This is a genomic window from Reyranella sp. (assembly GCF_965228225.1).
Lineage (GTDB): Bacteria > Pseudomonadota > Alphaproteobacteria > Reyranellales > Reyranellaceae > Reyranella.
In genome coordinates this window covers 4,398,854-4,424,840 of the sequence record NZ_OZ245801.1, presented here as the reverse complement: position 1 = coordinate 4,424,840, position 25,987 = coordinate 4,398,854, and the positions used below count along the sequence as shown (strand labels likewise).

The window sequence follows — 25,987 nt, the reverse complement described above, 5'->3', positions numbered from 1 at the left end:
AGTCCATGTGAAATTAAAGCGCCTCTTCGAGCATCAGCCTTGCCGCGTGCAGGTCGTCGAACACGCGCAGGCACTTGGCGCGAATCTCGGGCAGCGGCGGCAGGATGTCCGGCACCATGAACGCCATCGTGCCGGCGGCATGCGCCGCGGTGAGGCCGACATTGGAATCCTCGAAGGCGATGCAGCGCTCCGGCGCCACGCCGAGGCGACGGGCGGCCTCGAGATAGACGTCGGGCGCGGGCTTGGCGTTCTCGACATCGTCGCGTGTCGCGACGGCGGCGAAGCGGTCGAGGAGACCCGCGCGCCCGAGATGACGCTCCGCGGTGATCCGGCCGGAGCCGGTGGCGACGGCGAGGCGCAGGCCGCGGCCCGCCAGGAAGTCGAGCATCTCGACGACACCGGGCTTGACCGGCAGATGGCTCTCCAGCCGCCGCTTGGCATGACCGGAGAAGCGCTCGCGGAAATGATCGATGCGGAAATCGGGCCCATAGAAATTCTGGATCATCACGTCGCATTCGCGGCCGGAGATGCCGATCATCGAATGACAGAACGCCAGGCTTATCTCGATCTCGAGATCGCGCGCTGCGTCCTGCAGGGCATCGACGTAGACGGCTTCGGTGTCGATCAGCAGACCGTCCATGTCGAAAAGGACGGCTTCCACGGGTTTCTTCAGCATGCTTTCGTTCTAAGCTGCGCGGCCGAGAGAGCAAGGGAGAGAAAAATTCATGCGTATCCATAATCTGTATGTCGACGCCGACGGCGAGACCCACTTCCGCGACATCGAGATCGAGTGGAAGAACGAGGGCCGCGGCGGCAAGACCTCGGCCACCCTGCCGGCGACCGGCATCATCTTTCGCGAGACGCCCGGCACCTATGATTACGAATGGCATCCCGCGCCGCGCCGTCAGTACATCATCAACCTCGATGCCGGCGTCTCCATCCAGGCCAGCGACGGCGAGACGCGCATCATCGGCGCCGGCGAGGTGATATTGGTCGAGGACACGCACGGCAAGGGCCACTTCTCGAAGGCGATCGAGGGCAAGCTGCGTCATTCCATTTTCGTTCCGATCGAGTAATTCCGCCAAGAGTTTCAAGCGTAGAGAGGCATCCATGAACGTCCAGACTCCCCCCAATCTCCTTGGCGATCCCACCAACGAGCTGATCGAGCAGGCGCGGCGCGTGCTGCCGGGCGGCAGCTTCGGCAACTTGCCGGCCGAGGTGATCCTCAAGGAGGGCAAGGGCGGTCACATCTTCGACGAGGCCGGCAAGGAGTATGTCGACTTCCTGCTGGGCTCCGGCCCGATGTTCATCGGCCATGCCCATCCCGAGGTCACGGCGGCGGTGCAGGCCCAGCTGCCGCTGGGCACGACCTTCTTCGGCAACAATCGCCACGGCATCGCGCTCGCCGAGGCGATCGTCGACGCCGTTCCCTGCGCCGAGCAGGTGCGCTTCGTCTGCTCCGGCACCGAGGCCGACCTCTACGCGATGCGCGCCGCGCGCGCCTTCCGCAAGCGCGACAAGATCCTGAAGTTCGAGGGTGGCTATCACGGCATGAGCGACTATGCGCTGGTGTCGCTGGCGCCCAAGGCTCCCGGCAATTTTCCGCGCGGCTCCATCGACTCGGCGGGCATCCCGAAGTCTGTGGCCGACGAGATGGTGGTCGCGGCCTTCAACGACATCGACATGGTCAGGAGCCTGATCGAGGAGCAGAAGGACGAGCTGGCCGGCGTCATCGTCGAGCCGTTCCAGCGCCTGATACCGCCCAAGCCCGGCTTCCTGCAGGCGCTTCGCGAGGTGACGGCCGAGCACGGCATCCCGCTGATCTTCGACGAGGTCGTGACCGGCTTCCGCTTCGCCTATGGCGGCGCCCAGGAGTATTACGGCGTCACGCCCGACCTCTGCACCCTGGGCAAGATCGTGGGCGGCGGCTTCGCGCTGGCGGCCATCGCCGGCCGCGCCGACATCATGAAGCACTTCGATCGCCTCGCGATGACCGACGAGGATTTCATCTTCCAGGTGGGCACGCTCTCGGGCAATCCGGTGGCCGCCGTCGCGGGCCTCGCCACGCTCGAGGTGCTGAAGCGCCCCGGCACCTATGAAGGAGTCTTCGCCAACGGCCGCAAGCTGATGGACACGCTGTCGGAGCTCCTGAAGAAGCACGGCTTTAAGGCGCAGGTGATCGGCGAACCGCCGCTGTTCGACATCATCTTCACCGACCAGCCGATCAAGGACTATCGCGACACGCTGAAGGCCGATACCGCGATCCTGAAGCGCTTCAACCAGGCCCTGCGTGCGCGCGGCATCATGAAGGGCGACAGCAAGTACTATGTCAGCGTGGCCCACACCCAGGCCGACATCGATCACACGATCGGTGCGTGGGACGAGGCGCTGAAAGAGATCAAGTGAGTCGCTGACGCGAAAGGTCCCTCGCTGCGCTCGGGATGACACCTTTTTTCTTCCGCGGCGCACGGCGCCAATCCGGAAAAAATTGTCATCCCGAACGTAGTGAGGGACCCTTCGTCTCAACCCGGCCCTACGGGCTGTCGAGGCCCTTCGACTTCAGGAGCTTGCCGTTCTCGGGATTGGCCAGCGCCAGCAGGAGCGCGTCGGCGGCGGCGCGGTTCCGGGAGCCCACGGACACGCCGCCGGAATAGATCGTGTAGTTCTGCAGCATCAACGGGATCGGTCCGACGAACTGCACGCCCGGCACGCCCATCAGCTCGCTGCTCTGCTGGAGCGCGACATCGGCCTTGCCGGTGACGATCTGCTCGGCCGCCAGCCCGCCCTGGACCAGCACGCTCCTGGGCTTCAGCTGGTCGGCGATCCCCATCTGCTGGAAGAGCTGGGCGACGTAGATGCCGCTCGATCCGCCCGAGGCCGGATCGATATAGGCGATGGCGCGCGCCGCCAGCAGCGCCTTCTTGAAGCCGTCGGGCTCGGAAATGTCGGGCACGGGCGCGCCCTGCTTGATCGCCATGCCGACGCCGGCGCGGGCCAGTTCCTTGGCGCTGCTCTCGTCGATGCGGTTGCCCAGGAACTGGGCCATCGGGATCGGCGGGATGACCACCACGTCGAAATACTCGCCGGCGGCGACGCGCTTCTGCAGGGCGCCGGTGGTACCGCTGTCGATCTTCACCTTGTGGCCGGTCTTCTTCTCGAAGTCGGCGACGATCTCGAGGGCTGCCGACTTGTAGGCGCCGGCGGTCAGGAGCTTGAGGTCGGCGGCCGAGGCGCCGCCCGCGGCGAGGGCGAACAAAAGGACGAGCAGGACGCGCATGGTTTCCTCAGGCTGGCGTGCCCATGATGTAGGGCTTCAACGCAGCATACATCAGCGCGTGCGTCGGTGTCGGGACATTGTGCTTCCTGCCCAGCTCCACGACCTTGCCCGACAGCCAGGGCAGCTCGATGCGGTTGCCGCGCAGCAGGTCGACCGCCATGGACGCCATCAGCTGCGGCGGGGCATTGCGGTTGAAGTTCTGGGTCCGCTCGACGATGTCGGCGGGCAGGGTGACGCCCAGGGCGCGACCGACCGCGGCCACTTCCGCGTAGGCGGCCCCGAACATCGCGTTGATGTCGGCATCGTCGCGCAGCTTGCCGACCGGCAGGCGTGTGAGCGCCATGACGCCGGCATTGGAGGCGAGCAGGACGAACTTGATCCAGAGGTCGGTCAGGATGGCCTCGCTCAGCACGCCATCGATGCCGGCCTTCTTGCACATCTCGGCGAGGGCCACGGCGCGGGGGCTGCGACTTCCGTCCGGCTCGCCGAAGACCATGCGCATGACCGTGCCGGTCTGGCGGATCAACCCGGGCTCGGCGATGGTTGCGCTGATGTTCGCAACGCCCGGCATCACGGCGCGGGCGCCCAGGATCGGGATCAGACGCTCGTGCGCATCGACGCCGTTCTGGAGCGTGATGACCGCGGTGTCCGGCCCGATCATCGGCTTGATCGCGGCGCCGGCGCTCTCGACGTCCCACAGCTTGACGCAGAACAGCACATAGTCGACCGGGCCGACCTCGGCCGGATGCTCGGTGGCCTGCGTCGGCCGCAGATGGGTGTTGCCGCGCACGCTCTCGATGCGCAGCCCATCCTGCTTCATGGCCGCGAGATGGGCGCCGCGGGCGATGAAGGTCACGTCGGCGCCGGCATGCGCGAGCGCGGCGCCGTATCCGCCTCCGACGCCGCCGGCGCCGACAACTGCGATCCTCATCGTATTCGTCTCCTATGCCGCAGCGATGCTGCCGACGAGCAGGCAGCCGACGTTGCCGCTCAGCTGCATCGGCCGCGTAACGTCCAGCCGCAGCGCATGGTCGGACGCGAGCTCGTAAGTCTCGTTCTGCACCAACACCGTCGCATCGCCATGAGGGCTGTAGGCGATGTGCGTGCCGGGCTGCAGCAGAAAAACCCGGTCCTCGTCGAGGACGGCAATGTCGATCTTCACCTGCGCTCGGGCGCCGATCAGGTTGACGACCTCCACGGGGCCGGCCTCCAGCCGGCTCACGATCGGCGTCTCGCCGGCGAACCGGACAGGCCGGAAGGGCTGGCGCACGTCGATCTCACCCTGCGGCGTCTCGAGCACCAGCCCGCTGCCGGAGACGAGGACCTGCACGCGGTCGAAACCGGCATAGTCGGAGAAGGGGCCGGGCTGCACGATCGGCGTACGACCGAACCGCCAGACATCGCCCGAGAAGGCGATGTCGACGGTCGTGCCGCCGCCGTTCTTCCACGGCGTGCGCAGGTAGTCCGCGGGCGTCAGCAGTGTGATCACGGTCCGCCCGTTACGGTGCGAGCGTGATGTTCACCGTCTTGCCGACCGTGTCGTTCCAGGTCTTGACGCAGTCCGGGCCGCAGCGCTTGGCGAAGGACGGCAGGATCGCCTTGGTGAGCGCGTCCTTGCGCAGGGCCTCGTCGGCGGGGGTGACGGGAACCAGCTTCATGCTGGCGGGCGCGCCCTCGCTGCACGGGCCGGTGCCGGTGTTGCAGTTGATGCCGGTCTGCGTCTCGGTGCGGGCCTGCTCGAAGATCGACTTCTCGAGCTTGTTCAGTTCGGTCTGCAGGAAGGCCTGAACCTTGGGATCGAGCGAATTCCACCACTTCAGGTTCGCGAGCTGGGCGGCCACGCCGAAATTGACCGGCATGGGCGAAATGAACTTCGCGGCCTCGTGCCACTTCGACTTGTAGCCCGACAGCGCGCCGGTGATGGCGCAATCGACCACGCCGCTGGCCAGCGCCGGCTGGACCTCGGCGAAGGCGATGTTGAGCGGCGAGGCGCCGATGTGCGTGACGAAGGCCTGCTGCGACGCACCCGACGCGCGGATCTTGCGGCCCTTCAGGTCGGCGATCGTGACGAAGGCGTCGCGGCAATAGAGGACCTGCGCCTGGTAGGAGCCGAAGCCCAGCAGCTTGATGCCGTGCTTCTCCTCGAGGAACTTGGCATAGGCCGGACGGATCGCGTCGATGACCTTCTCGAGTTCCTCGACGGAGCCGACGAGGCCCACCAGGTCGGCGGCCTCGTTCATCGGCACTTCGCCGGAATTGTAGTTCAACACGGTGGTGGCGAACTGGAGCGTGCCGCTGGAGACCAGGCGGAAGATCTCCGCACCCTTGAAGCCGAGTTCGGTGAAGGGCTTGACCTGCACCTTGATCGCCCCGCCCGATTCCTTCGGCACGGTCACCGTCCAGAAGGGTACTTCGCGGCTCGTGTACATCGACAGGCCGCCGATGCTGCCCACGACGTTGAACGAGGTCGAGGGCAGGGCCGGCGGCGTTTGCGCCATGGCGCCGCCGACGACGAACGAGCCGGCCAGAGCCGCCGCCGCGACGAGATGCTTCAGGAACATGAAATCCTCCTTTGAGAAATCAGGCCTTGAGAAGGGCCGGGAGCCACAGGGCCAGTTGGGGAAAGGCAATCAGGACGGCGATCATGACGAGCATCATCGCCACGAAGGGCAGCGCACCGAGGCAGAGATCGGAGAAGGCGCCGCTGCGCCTCACCGCCTGCACGACATAGAGATTGAGTCCGACCGGCGGGGTGATCAGGGCGGCCTCCATCAGGATGACGAAGACGATGCCCCACCAGACCGGGCTGTAGCCCAGCGCCACGATCACGGGGACCACCACCGGCGTCGTGGCGATCATCATGGACAGTGTCTCCATGAAGCAGCCCAGGATCAGGTAGAACGCGACGATGGCGATCAGCATGCCGAGCGGCGAGAGACCCAGCTCCAGCACCGAGTCGGTGATGGCTTTGACCAGGCCGATCGACACCATGACGAAATTGAGGAAGAAGGCCGCGATCACGATCAGCATGACCATGCAGGTCGTCCGCACGGTGCCCTCGAAGGCCCGCAGCAGGACCGGCACGGTGAGCTGGCCGTTGGCCGCGACCAGCCCGAGCGTGGCCATCAGGCCGAGCGCCGCGGCTTCGGTCGGCGTGGCGATGCCGGCATAGATCGACCCCACGACGACGAGGAACAGGCCGAGCGGCGGCAGCAGGTTCTTCAGGCCGGACACGCGTTCCTGCCAGAGGTTCGCCGTGTCCTGCCTGGGGCCGGCCCATTGCGGGCGGAACAGGCAGAGCGCCAGCACCATCAGCGAGAACAGTCCCGCCAGCATGAAGCCGGGAATGAAGCCCGCCGCATACAGGTCGGCCACCGACGTGTCGGTCAGCACGGCATAGATGATCATGTTGATCGACGGCGGGATCAGGATGCCCAGGGTGCCGCCCGCGGCGATCGATCCCAGGAACAGCGGCCGGTTGTAGCCACCCTTGTCCATGTTGGGGATGGCCACCGTGCCGATGGTGGCGGCGGTGGCCACCGAGGAGCCCGACGTGGCCGCGAAGATCGCGCTCGCGGCGATGTTGGTGTGGATGAGGCGGCCGGGAATGCGCGCGAACCACGGCGTCAGCGCCGCGAACAGGCGCTCGCTCATGCCGGACCGGTGCATCAGCTCGCCCATCATGATGAACATGGGCGCGGCGATCAGGATGAAGTCGTTCGACGAGTTCCAGGCCAGCTCGCCGATCGCCCCGGTCATCGGAAAGAAGGCGTAGCGCTCCGACAGGACATAGGCCATCAGGCCGAGCGCGACGGCCACCGGCAGGCTGATGCCCACCAGGACGACGAGCAGGGAAAAGGCTGTGCCGATCATCGCGGTGTCCCCTTTGCGGGAGGCGCCTGCTCGACGCCGGCCTGGCTGATCTCCTCGGTGACGCGCAGGCTGCCGATCAGGGCATCGAAACCCGGACCGTCGCCCGCCAGCAGGCGCAGCACGGCCTGGATCGGCAGCAGCACGGCCACGCAGGCGAACCAGAAGATGCCGACCCACCAGATCGACTGCGGCAGCGCCATCGGTGTCTGCAGAGCCGACACCGACTTGGCGTTCATCGCCATGGATTGCGCGAGCGTACCCCAGCAGAACCAGGCGAGGGCGACGGCCAGCAGCGCCATCGACAGGGCGGCGAGCAGGTCGAAGGCCACGCGGACGGATCTCGGAAAGGCATCGAGCAGGATATCGACCCGGATGTGCGTCTTGGAGGTGGTGGCGAAGCCCAGTCCCAGGCCGATGCAGGCGGCCAGCGCGTAGCCCGAGATTTCGAAACTCTCGACCATGCCGCGCTTGAAGAGGTAGCGGGTGATGACGTCGATGGTGATGAGACCGCTGCAGCCGACGAGGATGATGGCGCCGCCCACCCAGGCGAGAATGCGCGAAATGCGCTGCGGCCACGGCTCGGGTGGCAGGAGGCTGGACGACTCACTCATCTACGATTTTGCTCCCCCGATTGACGGCGCCCCCGCGACCATCATGACCCGAGCAATGTCCGGGCCATTCGTTCTTGTAATCTGTCGCCGCGCCGCACGCTAGGGCACGATCTTCTCCTTGCGGAAGCGCGTCAGCAGGCGCTCGAACATGGCCTCGCTGTCGACCACCTCGTGGAAGCCGTGCTGGCGGCTCTTGGTGACGTCGGACATCACGTCCCAGTCCGAGCCGAACACGTAGTCGGCGAACGGCCAGGCGACGAGCTGGCCGAAGTCGAACTTCTTCAGCTTGTACTTCCTGCTCATCTCCGCCCACAGATCCGCCTTGTCGGCCATCTGCTGGGTCAGGTTGATGGTCTGCAGCTCGCCCACCTGCATGCCGAAGACTTGTGCAATGCGCGGCCAGACGTTGCGCCAGCGGAAATAGTCGCCGTTGGTGATGTTGTAGGCCTGGTTGGCGGCGCGCTTCTCGGTGGCGGCCCACAGCGCCGCACTGGCGAAGTGCGAGGACTCCGTCACCTGGTAGATCGTGCCGTAGGCGCCGGGTTTGCCGGGAAAGCGCAGCGGCAGGCCGAGTTCCTTCGAGATCGCGGCATAGACGGCGATGGCCGGCAGGATGCTCATCGCCGTGCCGGGCGCGAAGCCGCACAGTGTTTGAGGTCTTAGTTCGGTCCAGCTCCACCGCTTGCCGCGCTGGAAGCCGGTCAGCCAGTCGATCTGGTCGAAATAGAAATCCGGCGGCATGTGGCGTGGATCGGTCTCGCGCATCGGCGTCTTCAGGGGGCCGAGATGCGTGCCGTAATACTTGGTGCCGGTGACGAGCACGACGCGCTGCAGGCTGCGTGACGCCTCTGCGATGGCGGTCACGGAATTCACCAGCATGTCGCGATTGGGCGCGATCACCGAGGCATAACCCGCCGCATTGCCGGTGCCGGGCTGGAAGGCGGCGTAGAAGACATGCGTGACGTCGCGCAGATCCTTCAACTTTGCCGCCACATCGTCGAGATCGAGCAGGTCGACCGAGACGTGGCGATAGCGCGGCCCGTTCTTCTCCGGCCGGCGCGACAGGCCGACGACCTGCCAGTCGCCCTCGGCCACCAGCCGCTCGACGATGTAGCGGCCGATGACGCCCAGGGCGCCGACCACGACGGCTTTCTTCTGCATGCCTCTACCTCGTCGTCGCAATTGTGCCGTCGGCGAGCAAAGCGTCGATCTCTTCGATCGTGTAGCCGTGTTCGCCCAGGATCGCGCGGCTGTGCTGGCCGGGCACCGGCGCCTCGGCGCGCGCCGTGCCCGGTTCCGGCGGCAGCATGCCGGGCAGAGCGGGGACGGGGACCTTCTGCGGCAGGCCGGCCTGTTCGAGCCAATGGATCAGGCCGGTTTCCTTGACGTGCGGCTGGTTGATGAAGTCGGCGTAACTGTTCAGTCGCTCGTGCATCAGCTTGGCCTCGGTGAGCTTCTGGCTCCAGTGCGCGGACGGCTTCGCCTCGATCATCGGCCGGATGATGGCATAGAGCGCCGCTTCGTTGGCGAGACGCGCCGCCGGCGTGGCGAAGCGTTCCTCGTATGCCAACGCGGGCACGTCCATCAGCCGGCAGAGGCTCTGCCAGTCGCGGTCCTTGAGGGCGAGGATCGACATCCAGCCATCCGCGGTCCTGAATACCCCGCCGGGTACGCCGCCCGGTTTCATCGTGCCGCCTTCGAGATGGCAGGCCATGAGGCGGATCGACTGCAGCGCCGTCGCCGACTGCATCAGGCTGACGTCGATATAGCGACCTTTGCTTTCGTCGCGCCGTGCGTAAAGGGCCGCGCTCACCGCCTGGAAGGCATAGAGCGCGGTCGACATGTCGACCACGATCACCGGCACGCGATGGGGAATGCCGTCCTCGCCGCGATTCTCCGCCATCATGCCGGTATAGGCCTGCAGCACCGGGTCCATCGCCGGCCGCTCGGCCAGCGGGCCGGTCTGGCCGAAGCCGGAGATCGACACGTAGAGCAGGCGCGGCACGCGGGCGGAGACGGCGGCATAGTCGAAACCCAGCCGCTTGATGACGCCCGGCCGGAAGCCTTCGAGGAAGATGTCGGCGTCCTTCAGCAGGCGCCACACGACGTCCTTGCCGGCCTGGCTCTTGAGGTCGACGGACAGGCTGCGCTTGCCCATGTTGCCGATGATCGAGAAGGCGCTGTGGCTGCCGTAATGGACGCCGAGCGTGCGCGCCCAGTCGCCCTCGCCGATGCCCTCGACCTTGATCACCTCGGCGCCGTGCTGGGCCAGCAGCATGGCGCAATAGGGGCCGGCAATGCCCTGGCTCAGGTCGACGACCTTGAGGCCGGCAAAGGGCGCGTCGTAGCTCATGCGAGCTTGACCAGCATCTTGCCGAAGTTCTCGCCGCGCAGCAGGCCGATGAAGGCACGCGGCGCCTTGTCGATGCCTTCGACGATGTCCTCGCGATACTTGAGCTTGCCGTCGCGGATCCATTCGCCCATCTGGCGCATCGCGGGCCCGTAATGCTGTGCGAAGTCGGTGACGATGAAGCCGCGCGCCATCACCCGCTTGCCGACGAAGGTGCCGAGCAGGCGCGGTCCCATCGAGGCGCCGGTCGCGTTGTACTGCGAGATCGAGCCGCACAGCGCGACCCTGCCGAAGAAGTTGATGTTGCGCAGGACGGCGTCGGTGATCTCGCCGCCGACATTGTCGAAATAGACGTCGGGCCCGTTGGGGCAGGCGGCGCGCAGCGCGGCGTCGAGGTCCTTTTCGGCCTTGTAGTCGATGCAGGCATCGAAGCCGAGCTCGTCCTTCACGAAGGCGCACTTCTTGGTGCCGCCGGCGATGCCGACGACCCGGCAGCCCATGATCTTGGCGATCTGGCCCACCACCTGGCCGACGGCGCCGGAGGCCGCCGATACGACGACCGTCTCGCCGGGCTTGGGCTGGCCGACATGCAGCAGGCCGAAATAGGCGGTCATGCCCGGCATGCCCAGCACGCCGTTGGCGGTCGAGATCGGCGCCAGCGAGGGATCGACCTTGCGCAGGGCCGGCCCGCCGCCGATCGCATATTCCTGCCAGCCGAGACGATCCTCGACGATGTCGCCGACCTTGAAGTCGGGATGCTGCGAGGCCACGACCTCGCCCACCGTCCCGCCGGTCATGACCTCGCCGAGGCCGATGGCCGCGGCATAGGACGCGGCGTCGCGCATGCGGCCGCGCTGGTAGGGATCGAGCGAAAGATAGTGCACCTTCACCAGCACCTCGCCGTGGCGCGGCTCGGGCACTGGCGCCTCCTCGACCCGGAAATCGGATTCGGCGGGCTCGCCGGGCGGGCGGCGCACGAGGACGACGCGGCGGTGGGTCTTGGGGATGGTCATGAGCGGTTGCCTCCGATTTGCTTTGGGGCCCACCATAGCGCGGGATTTGCAGGAGCTGCCATGCCGACGATCCGCCGTCTTTCGTTCATCGGACTCGAGTATTCCTTCGCGCCGGAGAAGGCCTACGGCATGTCGCGCGGCGGCGGCTTCCGTCGCCAGGGCGGGCTGGTCGAGGTCGAGACCGACCAGGGCGTGACGGGAATCGGCGAGGCCTTCGGCAATCCGCTGGTGACGCGGGAATATTTTAGCATGCTCGAGCCGATGTTCGTCGGCCGCAGCGTCTTCGACTTCGACCATGTCGAGGCGAAGGTGCGCAACGCGATCTATCACCTGGGGGTCGGCAACCAGCTCACCTCCTGTCTCGCCGGCATCAACGTGGCGCTGTGGGATGCGATGGCTCGCGGCTTCGGCGTGCGGGTCTGCGACCTGATCGGCGGCTGCGGAGCGACACGTTTCCCGGCCTATGCCTCGACCGGCTTCTTCTCCGACGATCCCGATCGCCAGCTCGAACACATGATGGCGGAGGCGGCGTCTCATCCCTATGCCGGCGCCAAGATCAAGATCGGCCGCGGTATCCGGAGCGACGTCGAACGCGTGAAGCTTGCCCGCGAAGCGCTGGGACCGGACAAGTTGCTGCTGGTCGACATCAACGGCGCCTATACGGTCGACGTGGCGCTGGAATGCGCCCGGGCGATCGAGCCCTTCGACATCCACTGGATCGAGGAGCCGCTGCCGCCGGGCGATTTCCGTGGTTATGCCGAGTTGCGGGCGCGCTCGCCGATCGCGCTGGCCGCCGGCGAGGCGCACCATACGGTCCGCGACTTCCGCGCCCTGATCGACGGCCGCTGCATCGACATCGTCCAGCCCTCGATCCCCGGCGTCGGCGGCATTACCGAGGCCAAGCGCATCGTGGCGCTGGCGCACGCGCAGAACTTGCGGGTCGCGCCCCATGTCTGGGGCGGCGCGGTAGGCCTGGCGACGGCCTGCCACTTCCTTGCGGCGCTGCCGGCGACCCCGCACACCGACCATCCGCCTCATCCCTCGATGCTGGAATACGACATGAGCGACAACGCGCTGCGCACCAAGCTGCTCAAGTCACCGTTCGTGCTCGAAGACGGTCATATCCTCCTGCCGGCCGGTCCCGGACTGGGTATCGAGCTCGATCGGGATGCGGTCGACCGCTACCGGGTGTGCTGATGCCGCCGGTCAAGGTCGACCCGGATAAGGTCCGCGTTTTCGAAGATGCGGAGAGCTTCTACGCCTGGCTCGGCAAGCATCACGACAAGGAAGACGAACTCTGGATCAGGATCTTCAAGATCAAATCGGGGGTGAAGTCGATCACGAGCAAGGAAGCCATCGACGCCGTTCTCTGCTGGGGCTGGATCGACGGCATCTGCAAGGGGCTCGACGACAAGAGCTTCCTGCAGCGCTATACGCCGCGCCGGCCCAGGAGCATCTGGAGTCAGGTCAACGTCGACAACGTCTCCCGCTTGATCGACGAAGGGCGCATGACGGTGCACGGGCTGAAACAGGTGGAGGCCGCGAAGAAGGACGGGCGATGGGAGCGCGCCTATCGAACCAAGGGCTCGACGATTCCCGACGATCTGCAGGCCGCCATCGACGCCGCGCCCGAGGCTAAGGCGATGCTGGCCAGGCTCAATGCCCAGAACCGCTTCGCGCTCGCCTTCCGCACCGAAAGCATGAAGACCGAGGCGGGCCGGAAGAAGAAGATCGCTTCGTTCGTCGAGATGCTGAAGCGCGGCGAGGCGCTCTATCCACAGGCAAAAAAGAAAGCCTAGGAACCGCTAGCGCAACGTCGGGTCGAGCCGGTCGCGCAGCCAGTCTCCGAGCAGGCTGATCGACAGCGTGGTCAGTACGATCGTGGCGGCCGGGGCCAGCATGATCCACGGTGCGTGGCTGATATACTCGCGGCCGTAGCCCACCATGTTGCCCAGCGAGGCGAGCGGCGGCTGGACGCCGAGGCCGAGGAACGACAGGCCGCTCTCCAGCAGAATGATCTCGGGGAAGGTGAGCGTCATCGACACGATCAGGGTCGAGGCGATGTTGGGCAGGATGTGCAGGCCGTAGATGCGGGCCGGGCCGGCGCCGAGCTGGCGGATGGCGGCGGCATAGCCCTGCTCGTTGGCCGCCAGGGTGAGGCCGCGGGCGATGCGGGCGTAGCGCTCCCAGGAGTGGAAGCCCATCAGCGCGATGAACAGCGGCAGGCTGTTGCCGAGGAAGGCCAGCACCGACAGCGCGATGATCATGAAGGGCATGCTGGCCTGGAAGTCGATGGCCATCAGCACGACCTGTTCGACGGCCCTGCGGAAGTGCGCGGCGAGGAAGCCCAGCGCCGTACCGAGCGTTGCCGCGATGATCGTGCCGAAGAAGGCGATCAGCAGGCTCATGCGGATCGACATGATGAGCCGCGAGAGCACGTCGCGGCCCAGCTCGTCGGTGCCCAGGAGATGGGCCCAGCTGCCGCCCAGCAGGACTGGCGGCGCCAGCCGCGCCTTGAGATCGAGGGCGGTGATGGAATAGGGCACGAGGAAATCCGCGCCGAGCGCCGTCACGACCATCAGCGCGAGCCAGGCGAGCGCCAGGGTCACGCCGAGCGGCAGCGAGAGGAGACGGCGACGACGGATGGCAGGAGCGGGGGTGGCTTCGGCGATGGCCATGCTGCTTGTCCTAGTGCGCCGCGGCCGTGCCGCGCACGCGCGGATCGAGCCAGCCATAGGCGAGGTCCACGGTGAGATTGGCCATCACCATCCACGCCGCGATCACCATCAGGATGGCCTGCACGACCGCGAGGTCGCGGTTGGCCACGGCCGAGACCAGCAGCCGGCCGACGCCCGGCCAGGAGAAGACGCTTTCGACCACGACGGCGCCGGCCACCAGGCTGCCCACCATGAAGCCGATGATGGTGACGGTCGGGATGGCGGCGTTGGGCAGCGCATGGCGGGTCACGACGGCATGCCAGGTCACGCCCTTGGCCGAGGCGGCGCGGATATAGGGCTGGCCCAGCACTTCGAGCATGGCCGAGCGCGTGAAGCGCGCCATGATCGCCGCACCCCCGGTGCCCAGCGTGATGATCGGCAGGATGGCCGAGGCGAGCCCGCTGTTGCCGCTGGCCGGCAGCCAGCCAAGCTGGACCGCGAACACCAGCACGAGCAGCAGCGCCAGCACGAAGCTCGGCATGGTGAAGCCTGCGACCGAGGCCGCCATGGTGAGCCGGTCGGCCATCGAGTTTCGATGCAGCGCGGCGTAGATGCCGGCAGGAATGCCGAGGCCGATCTTGAGCGCCAACGCCGGCATGGTGATGGCGAGCGTCGCGGGTACGCGTTCCATCACGAGGTCGATGGCGGGCCGCCCGTCGCGCATCGACTTGCCGAAATCGCCGGTGAGGGCATGGCCGATATAGGCGAGGTATTGTTCCCAGATCGGCTGGTTGAGGCCCCAGGATTCGCGAAACGCCGCGATCGCCTCGGGCGGCGCGTCGACCGACATGATGAGCAGCGCCGGATCGCCCGAGAGCCGCAGCACCACGAAGGCGAAGGTCATGACGAACAGGATGGTGAGGGCCGCGCGCAACAGGCGCGAAGTGGCGAACATCAGCATCAGGCGGCGACCTGCAGGGCGGGCTCGTGGACGCGGTGGCAGGCGACCATGCGGCCGCCCGGCAGAGGCTGCAGCGTCGGCGCCTCGGCGCGGCACTGCGCGGTGGCGAAGGGGCAGCGCGTGTGGAAGGCGCAGCCCGTGGGCACGTCGACCGGGTTGGGCGGATCGCCCTGCAGCAGCAGGCGCTCGCGCTTCGGGCCGCCGCCGAAAGCCACGGTCGGGATCGCCGCCACCAGCGCGCGCGTATAGGGATGCGCCGGCGCGGCGAACAGGCTCTCGGCCTCGCCCTGCTCGACGATGCGGCCAAGATACATGACGGCGACGTCGTGACTGACCTGGCGCACGACCCTGAGGTCGTGGCTGATGAACAGATAGGCAATGCCCAGCCGGTCCTGCAGGTCGAGCAGAAGATTCACGACCTGCGCCTGGATGGAAACGTCGAGGGCCGAGATCGGCTCGTCGCAGACCAGAAGGTCGGGCTCCGTCATCAGGGCACGCGCCAGCACCACGCGCTGGCGCTGGCCGCCCGACAATTCATGCGGATAGCGCTCATATTGGTGCCGCTGCAGGCCGACCGATTCCATGACCGCCAGCGCGCGGTCGCGGCGCTCCGCGGCCAGGGCCTGCGCGTGGATGATCAGCGGCTCTTCGATCTGCGTGCCGATCGGCAGTCGGCGGTCGAGGGCGCCCAAGGGATCCTGATAGACCATCTGGACATGCCGGCGCAGGCCGCGCCAGGCGGGCGTGCCGACCGGCGGTAACGGCTGTCCTCGATAGTGCACGGTGCCCGACGTGGGCGGCATCAGTCCCAGCACCAGCTTGCCGGTCGTCGACTTGCCGCAGCCCGATTCGCCCACCAGACCCAAGGTGCGGCCCGGATGGAGGGCGAGCGACACGCCGTCGACGGCGCGCAGCACCGCCTTGGGCGCGAACAGACCGGGGGCGCTGCGGACCCGATAGTGCCGGCGCAGGTCCGACGCCTGGAGCAGCGCGCTCATTCCGCGGCCTGCGGCTGGGTCCAGGCGGACACGCCCGCCTCGATGCGGCGATGGCAGGCGGCGACATGAAGGAAGCCGACGGTACGCGACGGCGGCGGCACCGCCGCGCATCTCGTCTCGGCGACGGGACAGCGGGGCGCGAAGGCGCAGCCGGCCGGCATGTTGCCGGGTTCGGGCACCGTGCCGGGGATGGCGGCGAGGCGCCGGCGCGGACCGGTCAGGGTGGGCAGAGCCGCCAGCAGGCCCTGCGTGTAGGGATGACGTGCCGAACCGAACAGGTCGGTGCCGGGCGCTTCCTCGACGAGACGGCCGGCATACATCACCGCCACGCGATCGACATTCTCCGCGACGACGCCGAGATCGTGGCTGATCAGGACCAGCGCCATGCCGGTGTCGCGCCGGATGCTGCCGAGCAGGGCGAGGATCTGCGCCTGGATGGTGGCATCGAGCGCCGTCGTCGGCTCGTCGGCGACCAGCAGGTCGGGCTCGCCGGCCAGCGCCATGGCGATCATGACCCTCTGGTTGAGGCCGCCGGACAGAAGATGCGGATAGTCGGACAGGCGCCGGCGGGCGTCGGCGATGCCCACCTGGTCGAGCAGGCGCAGCGCCTCGGCCTCGGCGGCGCGGCCGCCCAGGCCGCGATGCAGGCCGAGCGCCTCGACCAGCTGCCGGCCGATGCGATGGACCGGGTTGAGGCAGCTCGACGGGTCCTGGAAGATCATGGCGATGCGCTTGCCGCGCACCTGTTCGAGGTCGCTGCGCGCGGCGCCGACCAGTTCCTTTCCTTCGATCCGGACCGAGCCCGTCACGCGGGCTTTGGTCGGCAGGAGCCCGAGCGCGGCCAGCCAGGTCACGCTCTTGCCCGAGCCCGATTCGCCCACGATGCCCAGCGCTTCGCCGGGCGCGATCTCCAGACTCACCCCGTCGACGGCGCGCGAAGCCTGCGCGCCGCTCGCGAAATCGACGGTGAGCCCACGCACCGCAACGAGGGGAGCCGTCATTGCACGGCCCTCAGATCGAGAAGTTGTTGCTACGGAACTCCATGGCGAAGGAGGGCGAGGCCTTCCACTTGATGTCCTTGCGCTTGGCCGTGAAGGTCGCGTTCTGGTGCAGCACCGTGTAGGCGGGGTCTTCGCGCTCGCAGATTTCGAGCATGCGCTTGAACATCGCCTTGCGCTTGGACATGTCGGTTTCGACCTCCATCGCGACTGAAAGCCTGTTCATCTCCTCGTTGGTCCATTCGCCGACCTGCTGCTGCTGGCCCTGCGGTCCGTGCTGGGCGACCAGCGAGGAAATCGGATCGTTGAAGCCGGCGCTGTTGGACCAGTCGCGCACTGCGCGTGGGCTGTTGGCGTCGAAGATCTGCTGCCAGTTCTCCTTCATCTCGATCTGCACGTTGAGGCCGGCGGCGCGCCACATCTCGACCAGCACCTGCGCGGTCGACACCTGGTTGGTGTAGTAGTTGTTGAGCAGCCGGTAGGGGATCGGATCGCCCTTGTAGTTGGCTTCTTTCAGCAGGGCCTTCGCCTTGGCGAGATCGTAGGCCGGCACCGTCCAGTTCTCGACGAACATTGGGCCGTAGAATTCCCATTGCAGGCCGGCCGGCACGCGGGTGCGGCCCGACCACAGCGCGTCGACGATCGCCTGGCGGTCGATGGCGTGCGTGAAGGCCTGGCGGATGCGCGGGTCGGCGAGGCGCGGATGGTTCTTGTCGAACACCGTGATGCGGTGGTTGACGATGGTGCTGCCCAGCACCTCGAACTTGGGATTCTTCTCGATGCCCGGAATCTGATCCGGCGGGACGTCGCAGATGAAATCGAATTGGCCGGCCAGCAGGCCGTTGATACGGGTCGCGACCTCGGGCACCACCATGATGCGCACGCTCTTGAGCGGCGGGCGGCCGCCCCAGTAGTCATCGTGCGCGTCGAGGGTCAGCGACTGGTCGGGTACGAACTCACGCACCTTGTAGGGACCGGTCGAGACCGGGGCGCGCGCCCAGTCGAGCCAGCTCTTGGCTTCGTCGTAGGCGCGGCGCGAGACGATGTCGCTGCCGAGGCGGCCGATGCGGCCCTCCATCGTGACGTCGGGCGTGCGGTTGACGAAGCGCACCGTGTACTTGTCGACGGCCTCGACCTTCTCGAGCGCCGGGAACAGGCGCTTGGCGACGGCGGGAACTTCCGGCGGCAGGTTCTTGCCCTGCACCGCGTCGCGGATCAGCACCGAGGTGAACAGCGTCTTGTTCGAGCTGATGTCGTAGTCCGGACCGAACATGCGGTCGCGGCTGAAGGTGAAGACCACGTCGTCGGCCGTCAGTTCGTCGCCGTTGTGGAACTTCACGCCCTTGCGCAGGGTGAACTCGACAGTGCGGGCGTCGATGCGCTTCCAGCTCTCGGCGAGGCCGGGCACTTCCTCCAGCTTGGCGAGCAGGTCCTGCATGATCAGGCGCTCGAACATGAAGGAGAAGACGCGCTGCCCGACATTGGACTGCTCGCGCAGCGGCTCCAGCGCGGCACTGTTGGCGATCTGCTGCACGGCGATGGTGATGCTGGGCCGGCGGTCGGCCTGGCCCAGCGCGATGCGTGGCAGGCCGAAGCTGGTGGCGGCGAGACCGGATGCGGCGATCAGAGCGCGGCGGCGCAGAATCATGGCGTGAACCCCTTGGACGGCAAGGGCGGGACGCTAGGGGGTTTCCGTGAACGCGGGGTTTCGGTTCGGTGACGCTTCGCTTGTTGCAGTGCGGGAGATCAGCCGGTGCTGTGCAAATCCGCTCAGGTTTGCGCATGCATTAGGATAATTGTTGGGGGAGGCGTACGTTCACCTCGGCAACTCGGGGAGAGAACATGCCTATCGCCAATCGTCTCTATGCAGAATTTCTGGGGACCGCCTGGCTTGTGCTGGGCGGCTGCGGCAGCGCCGTTCTCGCCGCCGGCTTCCCGCACCTCGGCATCGGCTTCGCCGGCGTGGCGCTCGCCTTCGGCCTCACCGTCCTCACGATGGTCTATGCCGTGGGCGGCGTGTCGGGTGGGCATTTCAACCCGGCGGTGACGGTCGGCCTGGCGGTGGCCGGTCGCTTTCCGTTCGGCGAGGTCGTTCACTATGTAGTCGCCCAGGTGCTGGGCGGCATCGCCGGCGCCGCCATCCTCTATGTCATTGCGACCGGCAAGGCCGGCGCCGAGATCGGCAGCTTTGCGACCAACGGCTACGGCGATCATTCGCCCGGCAAGTACGGGCTGGTCTCGGCGCTGGTCATCGAAGTCGTCATGACCTTCGGCTTCGTGACCATCATCCTCGGCGCCACCGACAAGCGTGTAAGCCCGGCAGTGGCGGGCCTCGCGATCGGCCTCGCGCTCACTCTCATTCACCTGGTGACCATTCCGGTGACCAATACGTCCGTGAACCCGGCGCGCAGCACGGCACCGGCGCTGTTCGTGGGCGGCGCAGCCCTGTCGCAACTCTGGCTGTTCTGGGTGGCGCCGCTGCTGGGGGGCGCGATAGCCGGTGCGGCCTACGGACTGCTGCGCAGCAAGGACTGACGGGGCCGTCCGCCCGCTGTAGAATGCGGCAGCCCATGGCCAATGAAGGACGGTCCCCGATGTTCAAGAAAATCGCCCCGCTTGTGCTGGCGGGACTGATGCCGCTCGCGGCCGCCGCCCAGCAGGATGTCGAGGTGACGTTCCGGTTCAAGGAGAACCCCAACAGCATCTCAGGCTGTATCCAGATGGACTCCTCCTTCACCCGGGAACATACGTTCAGGATCGCGAACGGCCAGGCCGAGGTGAAGTCGGCTGGCGGCATCGACGTGAAGATGAAGTCGATCCGCCCGAACGTGTATGAAGGTCGCTTCGACCTCGGCCGGATGAACATCATCTATACGGCCGATCTTGGCGCCACCCCGCCGACGCTGGTGGCGCAGAGCCAGGACGGCGGCTGCAAATGGAATGCCGTGAAGGCCTGACCTTGCGTTTATTGCAGTCGTCTGACGTTTGATGCCGGGGCGCCGGTCGATTCCGTTCAGCGTCACGATCCTGACGCTGATGGCCCTGGTCGTGGTGCCTCTCACGAGCGTGCTGCTGTGGCTCGGCTGGCGGTCCGTCGACCTGCTCGAACAGCGCAGCGCGGACCAGAGGGTCGGGCATCTCGAATCGGCGGTGGAGGATTTCCTCACTGACGGGCTGCATGTGGTGATTTCGGTTGGCCAGACCCTGGCCTTCGGTCCGAGCTTCAATGCCTCGGAAAATCCGGTGATCGACGAGGAGCGCCGGCATCAGCTCGTCGCCATGCTGGATCGTCATCCGGCAGTGCAGTCGGCTTTCGTCGGCTATCAGGATGGCAGCTTCATCTATGCCGGGCGGCCGGAAACCTTCACCCTCGAGCAGCGAATCGAACTGGACGCGCCGGACGGAGAATCGATCATCGTGCGGGTGATCGAGGCCGGGGCACCTCCGCGGACGGAAACCTACTGGTTCTATCTGCCGGACGGCAGCCACGGTCCCGCCCGGACGACCACGTCGACGTTCGATGCACGCACGCGCCCCTGGTACGTCGACGCGATGAAGGCGAAGCAGGCGATCCTCACCGAGCCGTATCGCTTCGTTCAGACGCCGGATGCCGGCATCTCCGCCGGCATTCCGTTGCGCAGCGATATCGGCGTCATGGGCTTCGATTTCACGCTCCGGACGCTCTCGGAGCTGCTCACCGCGTACAAGATCACCGAGAACTCGGTGATCGTGGTGGGCCATTCCGGCGGCGCGGTCGAGATCGAGTCGCAGCCCTGCGCGCCGGCGCTGCCCGGCTGCCTGACGTCCGACGCGGCCGTGCGCGAGATCCTGCACAAGGCCGTGGAGGAGGCGGTCGCCACCGATGCGAAGATCGATCGGCAGGTCGAAGCCGGAGGCCACGCCTATCGCGTGATCGTTCATCGCATGCCGCCGTTGCTGGGGCAGCGCTTCGTGATCGGAGCGGCGGTGCCGGTACTGGAGCTTACGGCTGAGTCTCGCGTGCTTCTGCAGCGGGCCGCCCTGGCCGCGGCCATCGCCGTGGCGCTCGCCGCGCTCGGGGCGCTGGCCGCCTCGCTGATCCTCTCGCGCTCGATCGCGCGCATCGCCCTCAAGACGGAAAGCATCCGCCGGCTCGATTTCTCCGACCAGCAGCCGGTGCGAAGCCGTATCACCGAGATCGTGCGCCTGTCCGACGCGGTCGAGAACATGCGCGAGGGGCTCGAGATCTTCGGGCGTTATGTGTCCAAGGACCTCGTGCAGCAGATCATGCGTTCGCCCGAGAGCAGCGGCGTCGGCGGCACGCGCCGCGAGATCACGGTGATGTTCACCGATATCGAGGGCTTCTCGCTGCTCACCGAGACGATGGAGCCGGAGCTTCTGACCAGCCGCCTGTCGCGCTACTTCGAAGCGCTGGGCTCGGCGATCTCTGCCAACCGGGGCATGATCGACAAGTATATCGGCGACAGCATCATGGCGTTCTGGAACGCGCCCGAGGCGGATCCGGAGCACATCGCCAATGCCTGTCGCGGCGCTCTGCAGGCCGCCGCTGCCGGCCGGGCGCTATCGGAGAAGTGGCGCGAGCGCGGCCGGCCGGGCTTCCGCACGCGCTTCGGCCTGCATACGGGGCCGGCCGTGGTCGGCAATGTCGGGGCGCGCGAACGCATCAACTACACGCTGGTGGGTCAGGTCGCGAACCAGGCCTCGCGCCTCGAAGGCATGAACAAGGTCTACGGCACCGAGATCCTGGCCAGCGGCGAGATCGCCGGGCCGACTGCCGAACTGTTCGTGTGGCGCCCTATCGACCGTGTGGTTGCCGTCGGCACCACCGAACCGCACGACGTCTACGAGCCGATGGGCGAAGCCGCCAGTCGCGCCGAGCATGCGGCCTTCCTCGTCACGTGGGAGAAGGCGCGCGAGGCCTATGTCGCGGGTCGCTTCGAAGAGGCGCTGGCCGGCTTCCGGTCCGCTGCGGCGATGCGCGAGGAGGACCCGCCCTGCCACGTCTTCATCGGACGCTGCGAGACGTTCCTGCGCGAGGGGGCCCCGGCCGGATGGGACGGCACCTGGCACATGGACCGCAAATAGCGCCTCAGAAGCGGGCCGAGAGGCGTCCGCTGAAGACGTTCACCGGCCCGCGCACGGCATTGTAGGCCGGATTGAGAAGGAGCTGATAGTCGGCGGTGGCCACGAGCCCCTTCGCAAGCTGGAACGCATAGTAGGTCTCGACGACCGCTTCCGAGGCATAGGTGAGGGCGCCGTCGCCCACCAGGACACCCAGGCCGCCGGCCGCCAGATAGTTGCTGTGACTGGCCGAAAGGGAGTTGAGCGCGCCGGCGACGCCGAACCGGTCGTCGGGCCGGTGCCAGACCGTTCCCTTGATCGAGGCGCCCAGCGAGATGCTGGTGTCGATGTCGGTGAAGGCCATGATCTCCGAGGCGCCGTTGTTCCAGCTGAAGCGTCCGAACAGGCCGATCTCGTCGGTGATCTCCTGTTCGAGATTGAGGTAGAGCCCGTACTTGGTGCGGCCGCGCCGCGTCTGGTCGATCGTGTCATTGGCGGTCAGGCCGGGTGTGAGGGCGGCAAGGGCGACCGCCTCATCGTAGGAGCCCGAGAAAGCGCTGTTCATCCAGGTACCGAGACGCACCGCGCCGGCCCGGTCGAACGGCCTGTAGCGCAGTTCCAGCTCGGCCACGTAGCCGCCGCGGGAAAACAGGGCGAGGTCGAAGGTGTTGGCATTGGGTTCGTTGCCCACCAGAAAGTAACCGGCGCGCACGCTCCAGCTCGGCCGGTTGAGTTCGGCGGCGAAGCCCCAGGTGAGGCCCAGGCGATCGGCGGGATAGTCGAAGGCGCCCGAGGCCCAGATCGACCAGTTGAGAAAGTCGATGCGCGGATCCTCGGCGTAGCTGTTGCCGTCGAACAGGTCCTTCACCGAGAACTTGCCGATCTGCAGCGTGACGCGGGAAACGTCGCGCTCGCCCGAGAGCTGGCCGTATTCGCCCTCGACCTTCTCGCGCTCGCCGCCCAGCCCGATCTCCTGCCGCAGGAACAGGCGCGACGTGTTGTAGCGCGGATAGGGGAAGTTCGACTTCTGCGCCTCGCCGTTGGGATAGCCGCCGGCGCCCGTCGTGTCGGCGACGCCGAACCCTTGCAGCAGTTCGGGATTGTAATAGAGCTCGCCGCCCTCCCAGAGCCGTACGCCGAGGAAGGCCGAGGCGGTCCAGGTCTCGCGGCTCTGCCCTTCCGGCGGCAGGCTGTTGGCGCCGGAATAGGCCGCGGCGATCGGCGGATAGCCCTGGAAGATGAACGTCGTCTGGCCGTGGATTTCCCACGAGCCCGGCCCGCGGTCGGGCTTGTCGTCCGGATCCTTGTCGGGGGCGCCGAACTTGTAGTTCAGGCCGAGCCTGACCCGGTGCAGGTCGTAGAGGGAATCGTAGCGCGACGGCGAGGCGAAGGTGAAGCCGTTCAGGGGCAGGCCGGTGAAGAGATACTCGGCGCGCGCCGACCACTTCGAATCCAGTCGGTAGTCGACTCCGGCGCCCAGCACATAGCCTGCGCGGACGTTACCCGGCGTCGCGTCATCGTTGCCCGTCGTGAGATCGATGCGTTCGGAGCGCGCGCTCGCCCAGGCGATGCCGCCGGTGACAAAGGGTGTCCATCGGTCGATCGCGTAGCCGACGCGGCCGCGCAGGCTCGCGAGATATTCGAGCTGCTGGTTGGCGGTGGCTGTCGTGGTCGCCCGATAGGACAGGACCTGCCCGAGGTCCTGCGCGCCGGGAAAGGACATGTCGAGTTCGAGGCCCAGCATCAGGCGGGACGGAAAGATGTGCTCGTAGCCGGCCTGCACACCGCCGAAGATGGTGCCGTACGGCGTGATGCCGCCGGCGGTCGAGCCGGGGACCGGATCGGCGAAGGTGGCGGTGGCGGTGCCGAAGAGGTAGCCGACATGGCCACCGACATAGAACCCCGAGCGCGCCGCGCCGGGCTCGTCTGCGCGGACGCCCGATGCCGCGAGCAGGATGGCGGCGAGAGCCGCCAGGCCTTTCATGACTGGGCGGACGGTCCGCGTCACGTGAAGGGCTCGCCGGGTCGTCATCGGCCGCTCGATATCACGCGGGCGGCCGTTCCGCCCTGCGACGATCAGAACCGGACGGTCACACCCAGGGTGAAGAACTTCGTGTTCAGTTCGTCGTAGGTCGTTCCCACCAGCAGGTCGAAGTCGAACCTTGGGTGGGCGGCGGGCGTGTAGCGAAGTCCCATCTGGTTGCCGATCACGCCGGGCTGGCGGCCGAAGGCCTCCATCATCAGGGTGATGTCCCAGCCGACATCGACCTCGACCTGGCCGCCCCAGAAGAACGCGGTCGGATTGTCGCTGTCGAGGTAGCTCCATCCGCCGTTGACGTTGATCCTGAATTTTTCCGTCACGGGAACCGTCACGAGCCCGATGAGGCTCGCGAGGCCCGGATCTCCGGTCCTCACATTGACCGCGGCGGTCAGACCCAGTGCGAAGCCCACACCCTTCGAGGCCGGTTGGAAGTTGATCTTCAGCTGCGGCCCGATCAACGGTCCGGCGATGGTCTGATCCCAGTAATGGGAATAGGCGGCGCCGATCTCGAGCCACGGCATCTTGAGGGTGGTGCAGGCCGGCGCGAAGTTGGCATAGCCATCCCCCGGCACGAAGTCGGCGACCCAGAGTTCGACGTGGCAGGTGCCGGGCGTCTCGACTTCGGAATCGTCGACGATGTGGGCGCCGCCGGCGGCCAGGGTCGGACCGGCGAGCACGGCCAGGGCAACCCAAAGCAGGGTACCGAGAAATATGCAGTGGCTGTTATTCTTCACGCGCCGCGAAGTTCGCCCGGGACCGTTACGGGCGCAAGACGTTTTCAGGCGCGCATCAGTGACCGCACGTGCGCGCTGACGGACTCGGCCAAGGCTGCGAGGTCGTAGCCGCCTTCCAGGACCGACACCAGACGCCCGCTTGAATGTCGGCGGGCAATCGCGAGCAGTTCCTCCGTCAGCCAGACGAAGTCCTCCGTCTCGACGTCGAGCTGCGCCAGCGGATCGCGACGATGGGCGTCGAAGCCCGCCGAGACGATGACGAGTTCGGGTGCGAACGTATCGACAGCCGGCAGGAGCCGGTCGGCCCAGGCGGCCCGGAAGGCCTCGCTGCCGCTGCCGGCGGGGAGCGGCACGTTCGCGACATTGCCGTCGATGCCACGCTCGCGCGGCGAGCCCGTGCCGGGATAGAGCGGATACTGGTGCGACGAGGCATAGAAAAGGTCCGGGTCGGTCTCGACCACGGCCTGCGTTCCCTGGCCGTGATGGACGTCGAAGTCGATCAGGGCGATGCGCCGGATGCCATGCGCAGCCCGTGCGTGCAGGGCGCCGATCGCGGCATTGCTGAACAGGCAGAAGCCGCCCGGCACGTCGGGCGTGGCGTGATGCCCAGGCGGTCGCACGGCGGCGAAGGCGGTGCGCCCCTGTCCGCCCAGCACGCCGTCGACGGCGGCCACCACGGCGCCGGCGGCGTGGCGGGCGGCATTGGCGCTGCCGGCACTCATCACCGTGTCGGCATCGACATGGACCAGCTCGCCGTGCGGCGGGCGGATGCCCAGGATCGCATCGACATAGGCCAGCGGATGGACACGCGTCAGCTGCTCGATGGTGGCGGCGGGGGCAATCAGACGGGTGAGGCCTTCGAATTCCTCGTCGGCCAGGGCCGCCGTCACCGCGCGCAGCCGGTCGGGCCGCTCGGGATGATAGTCGCCGGTATCGTGCTCCAGGAACGACGGGTGGCTGATCAGCAGCGTCATGCATCCCCCTCTAGCGCGCTTCGGCGATCTGCGACAGAGTCACCCGCAACCCATCGATCGCTGTGAGGTTGTTTTGTCAAAGTTGCACTGTCTGGCCGCCGCCGTCCTGGTCCTTTTCGCCGGGCAGGCCTCCGCCCAGGAAACCACCTTCCGGCTGAAGAACTCGATGGAATATCCGATCGCCCAGCTCTCGGTTTCGCCGACCCAGCTCAACATGTGGGGGCCGAACTTCCTGCGCCCGCCGGCGATCCGGCCGGGCGAGGCCCGCGAAGTGTCCTACCGGGCGCCGACCGACTGGTGCATGGGCGACCTGAAGGTCACCTTCGCCGATGGCGGTCCGCCGGCCGTCTGGGGCTACCTGAACCTCTGCACGCTGCAGAACATTTCGCTCCACTACGACCGCATGAGCGGCATCACCACCGCCCGCTACGACGAGTAG

At 67.1% G+C, this 25,987-nt stretch carries 26 protein-coding genes; 8 read left to right on the top strand and 18 right to left on the bottom strand.

Annotated features, from left to right (window positions below; genetic code table 11):
• Positions 1 to 13: 13 nt before the first annotated feature.
• On the bottom strand, positions 14 to 676 hold the full coding sequence (locus ACO07K_RS21525; RefSeq protein WP_422031460.1) for an HAD family hydrolase: 663 nt from the start codon (positions 674 to 676) through the stop codon (positions 14 to 16).
• A gap of 49 nt (positions 677 to 725) precedes the next feature.
• On the opposite strand from ACO07K_RS21525, the gene ACO07K_RS21520 reads away from it, so the two are divergent.
• Complete coding sequence (locus ACO07K_RS21520) at positions 726 to 1,076, top strand: hypothetical protein (protein ID WP_422031458.1); 351 nt, start codon at positions 726 to 728, stop codon at positions 1,074 to 1,076.
• Between the two features lie 34 nt (positions 1,077 to 1,110).
• Positions 1,111 to 2,406: an aspartate aminotransferase family protein gene (locus ACO07K_RS21515; protein WP_422031456.1), complete on the top strand. Its 1,296-nt coding sequence runs from the start codon at positions 1,111 to 1,113 to the stop codon at positions 2,404 to 2,406.
• Between the two features lie 127 nt (positions 2,407 to 2,533).
• Here the strand turns inward: ACO07K_RS21515 and ACO07K_RS21510 are convergent, their stop codons facing one another.
• The 9 genes from ACO07K_RS21510 to ACO07K_RS21470 form a co-directional block, all read right to left on the bottom strand.
• Positions 2,534 to 3,277, bottom strand: a complete 744-nt coding sequence (locus ACO07K_RS21510) for an extracellular solute-binding protein (protein ID WP_422031454.1) — start codon at positions 3,275 to 3,277, stop codon at positions 2,534 to 2,536.
• Positions 3,278 to 3,284: 7 nt separating this feature from the next.
• Positions 3,285 to 4,208, bottom strand: coding sequence for a 2-dehydropantoate 2-reductase (locus ACO07K_RS21505; RefSeq protein ID WP_422031452.1), 924 nt, complete (start codon positions 4,206 to 4,208; stop codon positions 3,285 to 3,287).
• Between the two features lie 12 nt (positions 4,209 to 4,220).
• A complete protein-coding gene (locus ACO07K_RS21500) occupies positions 4,221 to 4,766 on the bottom strand; it encodes a HutD family protein (RefSeq protein ID WP_422031450.1) in 546 nt (181 codons plus the stop codon).
• Between the two features lie 10 nt (positions 4,767 to 4,776).
• Entirely contained in the window at positions 4,777 to 5,838 is a 1,062-nt protein-coding gene (locus ACO07K_RS21495) for a TRAP transporter substrate-binding protein (protein WP_422031448.1), read from the bottom strand.
• 19 nt (positions 5,839 to 5,857) lie between these two features.
• On the bottom strand, positions 5,858 to 7,150 hold the full coding sequence (locus ACO07K_RS21490; protein ID WP_422031446.1) for a TRAP transporter large permease: 1,293 nt from the start codon (positions 7,148 to 7,150) through the stop codon (positions 5,858 to 5,860).
• Positions 7,147 to 7,761: a TRAP transporter small permease subunit gene (locus ACO07K_RS21485; RefSeq protein WP_422031444.1), complete on the bottom strand. Its 615-nt coding sequence runs from the start codon at positions 7,759 to 7,761 to the stop codon at positions 7,147 to 7,149. Before ACO07K_RS21485 ends, ACO07K_RS21490 begins: the two co-directional genes overlap by 4 nt.
• Before the next feature lie 99 nt (positions 7,762 to 7,860).
• A complete protein-coding gene (locus tag ACO07K_RS21480) occupies positions 7,861 to 8,922 on the bottom strand; it encodes an SDR family oxidoreductase (RefSeq protein ID WP_422031442.1) in 1,062 nt (353 codons plus the stop codon).
• Positions 8,923 to 8,926: 4 nt separating this feature from the next.
• A complete protein-coding gene (locus ACO07K_RS21475; protein WP_422031440.1) occupies positions 8,927 to 10,114 on the bottom strand; it encodes a CaiB/BaiF CoA transferase family protein in 1,188 nt (395 codons plus the stop codon).
• On the bottom strand, positions 10,111 to 11,124 hold the full coding sequence (locus ACO07K_RS21470; RefSeq protein ID WP_422031438.1) for an NADP-dependent oxidoreductase: 1,014 nt from the start codon (positions 11,122 to 11,124) through the stop codon (positions 10,111 to 10,113). Before ACO07K_RS21470 ends, ACO07K_RS21475 begins: the two co-directional genes overlap by 4 nt.
• Positions 11,125 to 11,184: 60 nt before the next feature.
• Here ACO07K_RS21470 and ACO07K_RS21465 point away from each other — a divergent pair, with 60 nt between their 5' ends.
• Positions 11,185 to 12,321: a mandelate racemase/muconate lactonizing enzyme family protein gene (locus ACO07K_RS21465; RefSeq protein ID WP_422031436.1), complete on the top strand. Its 1,137-nt coding sequence runs from the start codon at positions 11,185 to 11,187 to the stop codon at positions 12,319 to 12,321.
• Positions 12,321 to 12,923 (top strand): YdeI/OmpD-associated family protein, encoded by a 603-nt coding sequence (locus tag ACO07K_RS21460; protein ID WP_422031434.1) that lies wholly within the window; start codon positions 12,321 to 12,323, stop codon positions 12,921 to 12,923. The genes ACO07K_RS21465 and ACO07K_RS21460 overlap by 1 nt, the downstream gene beginning before the upstream one ends.
• Positions 12,924 to 12,929: 6 nt before the next feature.
• Here ACO07K_RS21460 and ACO07K_RS21455 read toward each other — a convergent pair whose 3' ends face one another.
• Genes ACO07K_RS21455 through ACO07K_RS21435 form a run of 5 tightly spaced genes read right to left on the bottom strand, consistent with a single transcriptional unit; the run spans position 12,930 to position 18,386 of the window.
• A complete protein-coding gene (locus ACO07K_RS21455; RefSeq protein WP_422031432.1) occupies positions 12,930 to 13,802 on the bottom strand; it encodes an ABC transporter permease in 873 nt (290 codons plus the stop codon).
• Between the two features lie 10 nt (positions 13,803 to 13,812).
• Positions 13,813 to 14,742 (bottom strand): ABC transporter permease, encoded by a 930-nt coding sequence (locus tag ACO07K_RS21450; RefSeq protein WP_422031430.1) that lies wholly within the window; start codon positions 14,740 to 14,742, stop codon positions 13,813 to 13,815.
• Complete coding sequence (locus ACO07K_RS21445) at positions 14,742 to 15,740, bottom strand: ABC transporter ATP-binding protein (protein ID WP_422031428.1); 999 nt, start codon at positions 15,738 to 15,740, stop codon at positions 14,742 to 14,744. The genes ACO07K_RS21450 and ACO07K_RS21445 overlap by 1 nt, the downstream gene beginning before the upstream one ends.
• Positions 15,737 to 16,741: an ABC transporter ATP-binding protein gene (locus ACO07K_RS21440; RefSeq protein ID WP_422031427.1), complete on the bottom strand. Its 1,005-nt coding sequence runs from the start codon at positions 16,739 to 16,741 to the stop codon at positions 15,737 to 15,739. The genes ACO07K_RS21445 and ACO07K_RS21440 overlap by 4 nt, the downstream gene beginning before the upstream one ends.
• A 10-nt stretch (positions 16,742 to 16,751) precedes the next feature.
• Positions 16,752 to 18,386: an ABC transporter substrate-binding protein gene (locus ACO07K_RS21435; protein WP_422031425.1), complete on the bottom strand. Its 1,635-nt coding sequence runs from the start codon at positions 18,384 to 18,386 to the stop codon at positions 16,752 to 16,754.
• Between the two features lie 194 nt (positions 18,387 to 18,580).
• Here ACO07K_RS21435 and aqpZ point away from each other — a divergent pair, with 194 nt between their 5' ends.
• Genes aqpZ through ACO07K_RS21420 form a run of 3 tightly spaced genes read left to right on the top strand, consistent with a single transcriptional unit; the run spans position 18,581 to position 21,823 of the window.
• A complete protein-coding gene (gene aqpZ / locus ACO07K_RS21430; RefSeq protein WP_422031423.1) occupies positions 18,581 to 19,273 on the top strand; it encodes an aquaporin Z in 693 nt (230 codons plus the stop codon).
• Positions 19,274 to 19,332: 59 nt separating this feature from the next.
• Positions 19,333 to 19,695, top strand: a complete 363-nt coding sequence (locus tag ACO07K_RS21425; protein ID WP_422031421.1) for a hypothetical protein — start codon at positions 19,333 to 19,335, stop codon at positions 19,693 to 19,695.
• A gap of 31 nt (positions 19,696 to 19,726) precedes the next feature.
• On the top strand, positions 19,727 to 21,823 hold the full coding sequence (locus ACO07K_RS21420; RefSeq protein WP_422031419.1) for an adenylate/guanylate cyclase domain-containing protein: 2,097 nt from the start codon (positions 19,727 to 19,729) through the stop codon (positions 21,821 to 21,823).
• Between the two features lie 4 nt (positions 21,824 to 21,827).
• On the opposite strand, the gene ACO07K_RS21415 is transcribed toward ACO07K_RS21420, so the two are convergent.
• Genes ACO07K_RS21415 through ACO07K_RS21405 form a run of 3 tightly spaced genes read right to left on the bottom strand, consistent with a single transcriptional unit; the run spans position 21,828 to position 25,548 of the window.
• On the bottom strand, positions 21,828 to 23,831 hold the full coding sequence (locus ACO07K_RS21415) for a carbohydrate porin (RefSeq protein ID WP_422031417.1): 2,004 nt from the start codon (positions 23,829 to 23,831) through the stop codon (positions 21,828 to 21,830).
• A gap of 44 nt (positions 23,832 to 23,875) precedes the next feature.
• A complete protein-coding gene (locus ACO07K_RS21410) occupies positions 23,876 to 24,574 on the bottom strand; it encodes a hypothetical protein (protein ID WP_422031415.1) in 699 nt (232 codons plus the stop codon).
• Positions 24,575 to 24,618: 44 nt separating this feature from the next.
• Entirely contained in the window at positions 24,619 to 25,548 is a 930-nt protein-coding gene (locus ACO07K_RS21405) for a histone deacetylase family protein (RefSeq protein ID WP_422031413.1), read from the bottom strand.
• Between the two features lie 73 nt (positions 25,549 to 25,621).
• Here ACO07K_RS21405 and ACO07K_RS21400 point away from each other — a divergent pair, with 73 nt between their 5' ends.
• Positions 25,622 to 25,987, top strand: coding sequence for a hypothetical protein (locus ACO07K_RS21400; RefSeq protein WP_422031411.1), 366 nt, complete (start codon positions 25,622 to 25,624; stop codon positions 25,985 to 25,987).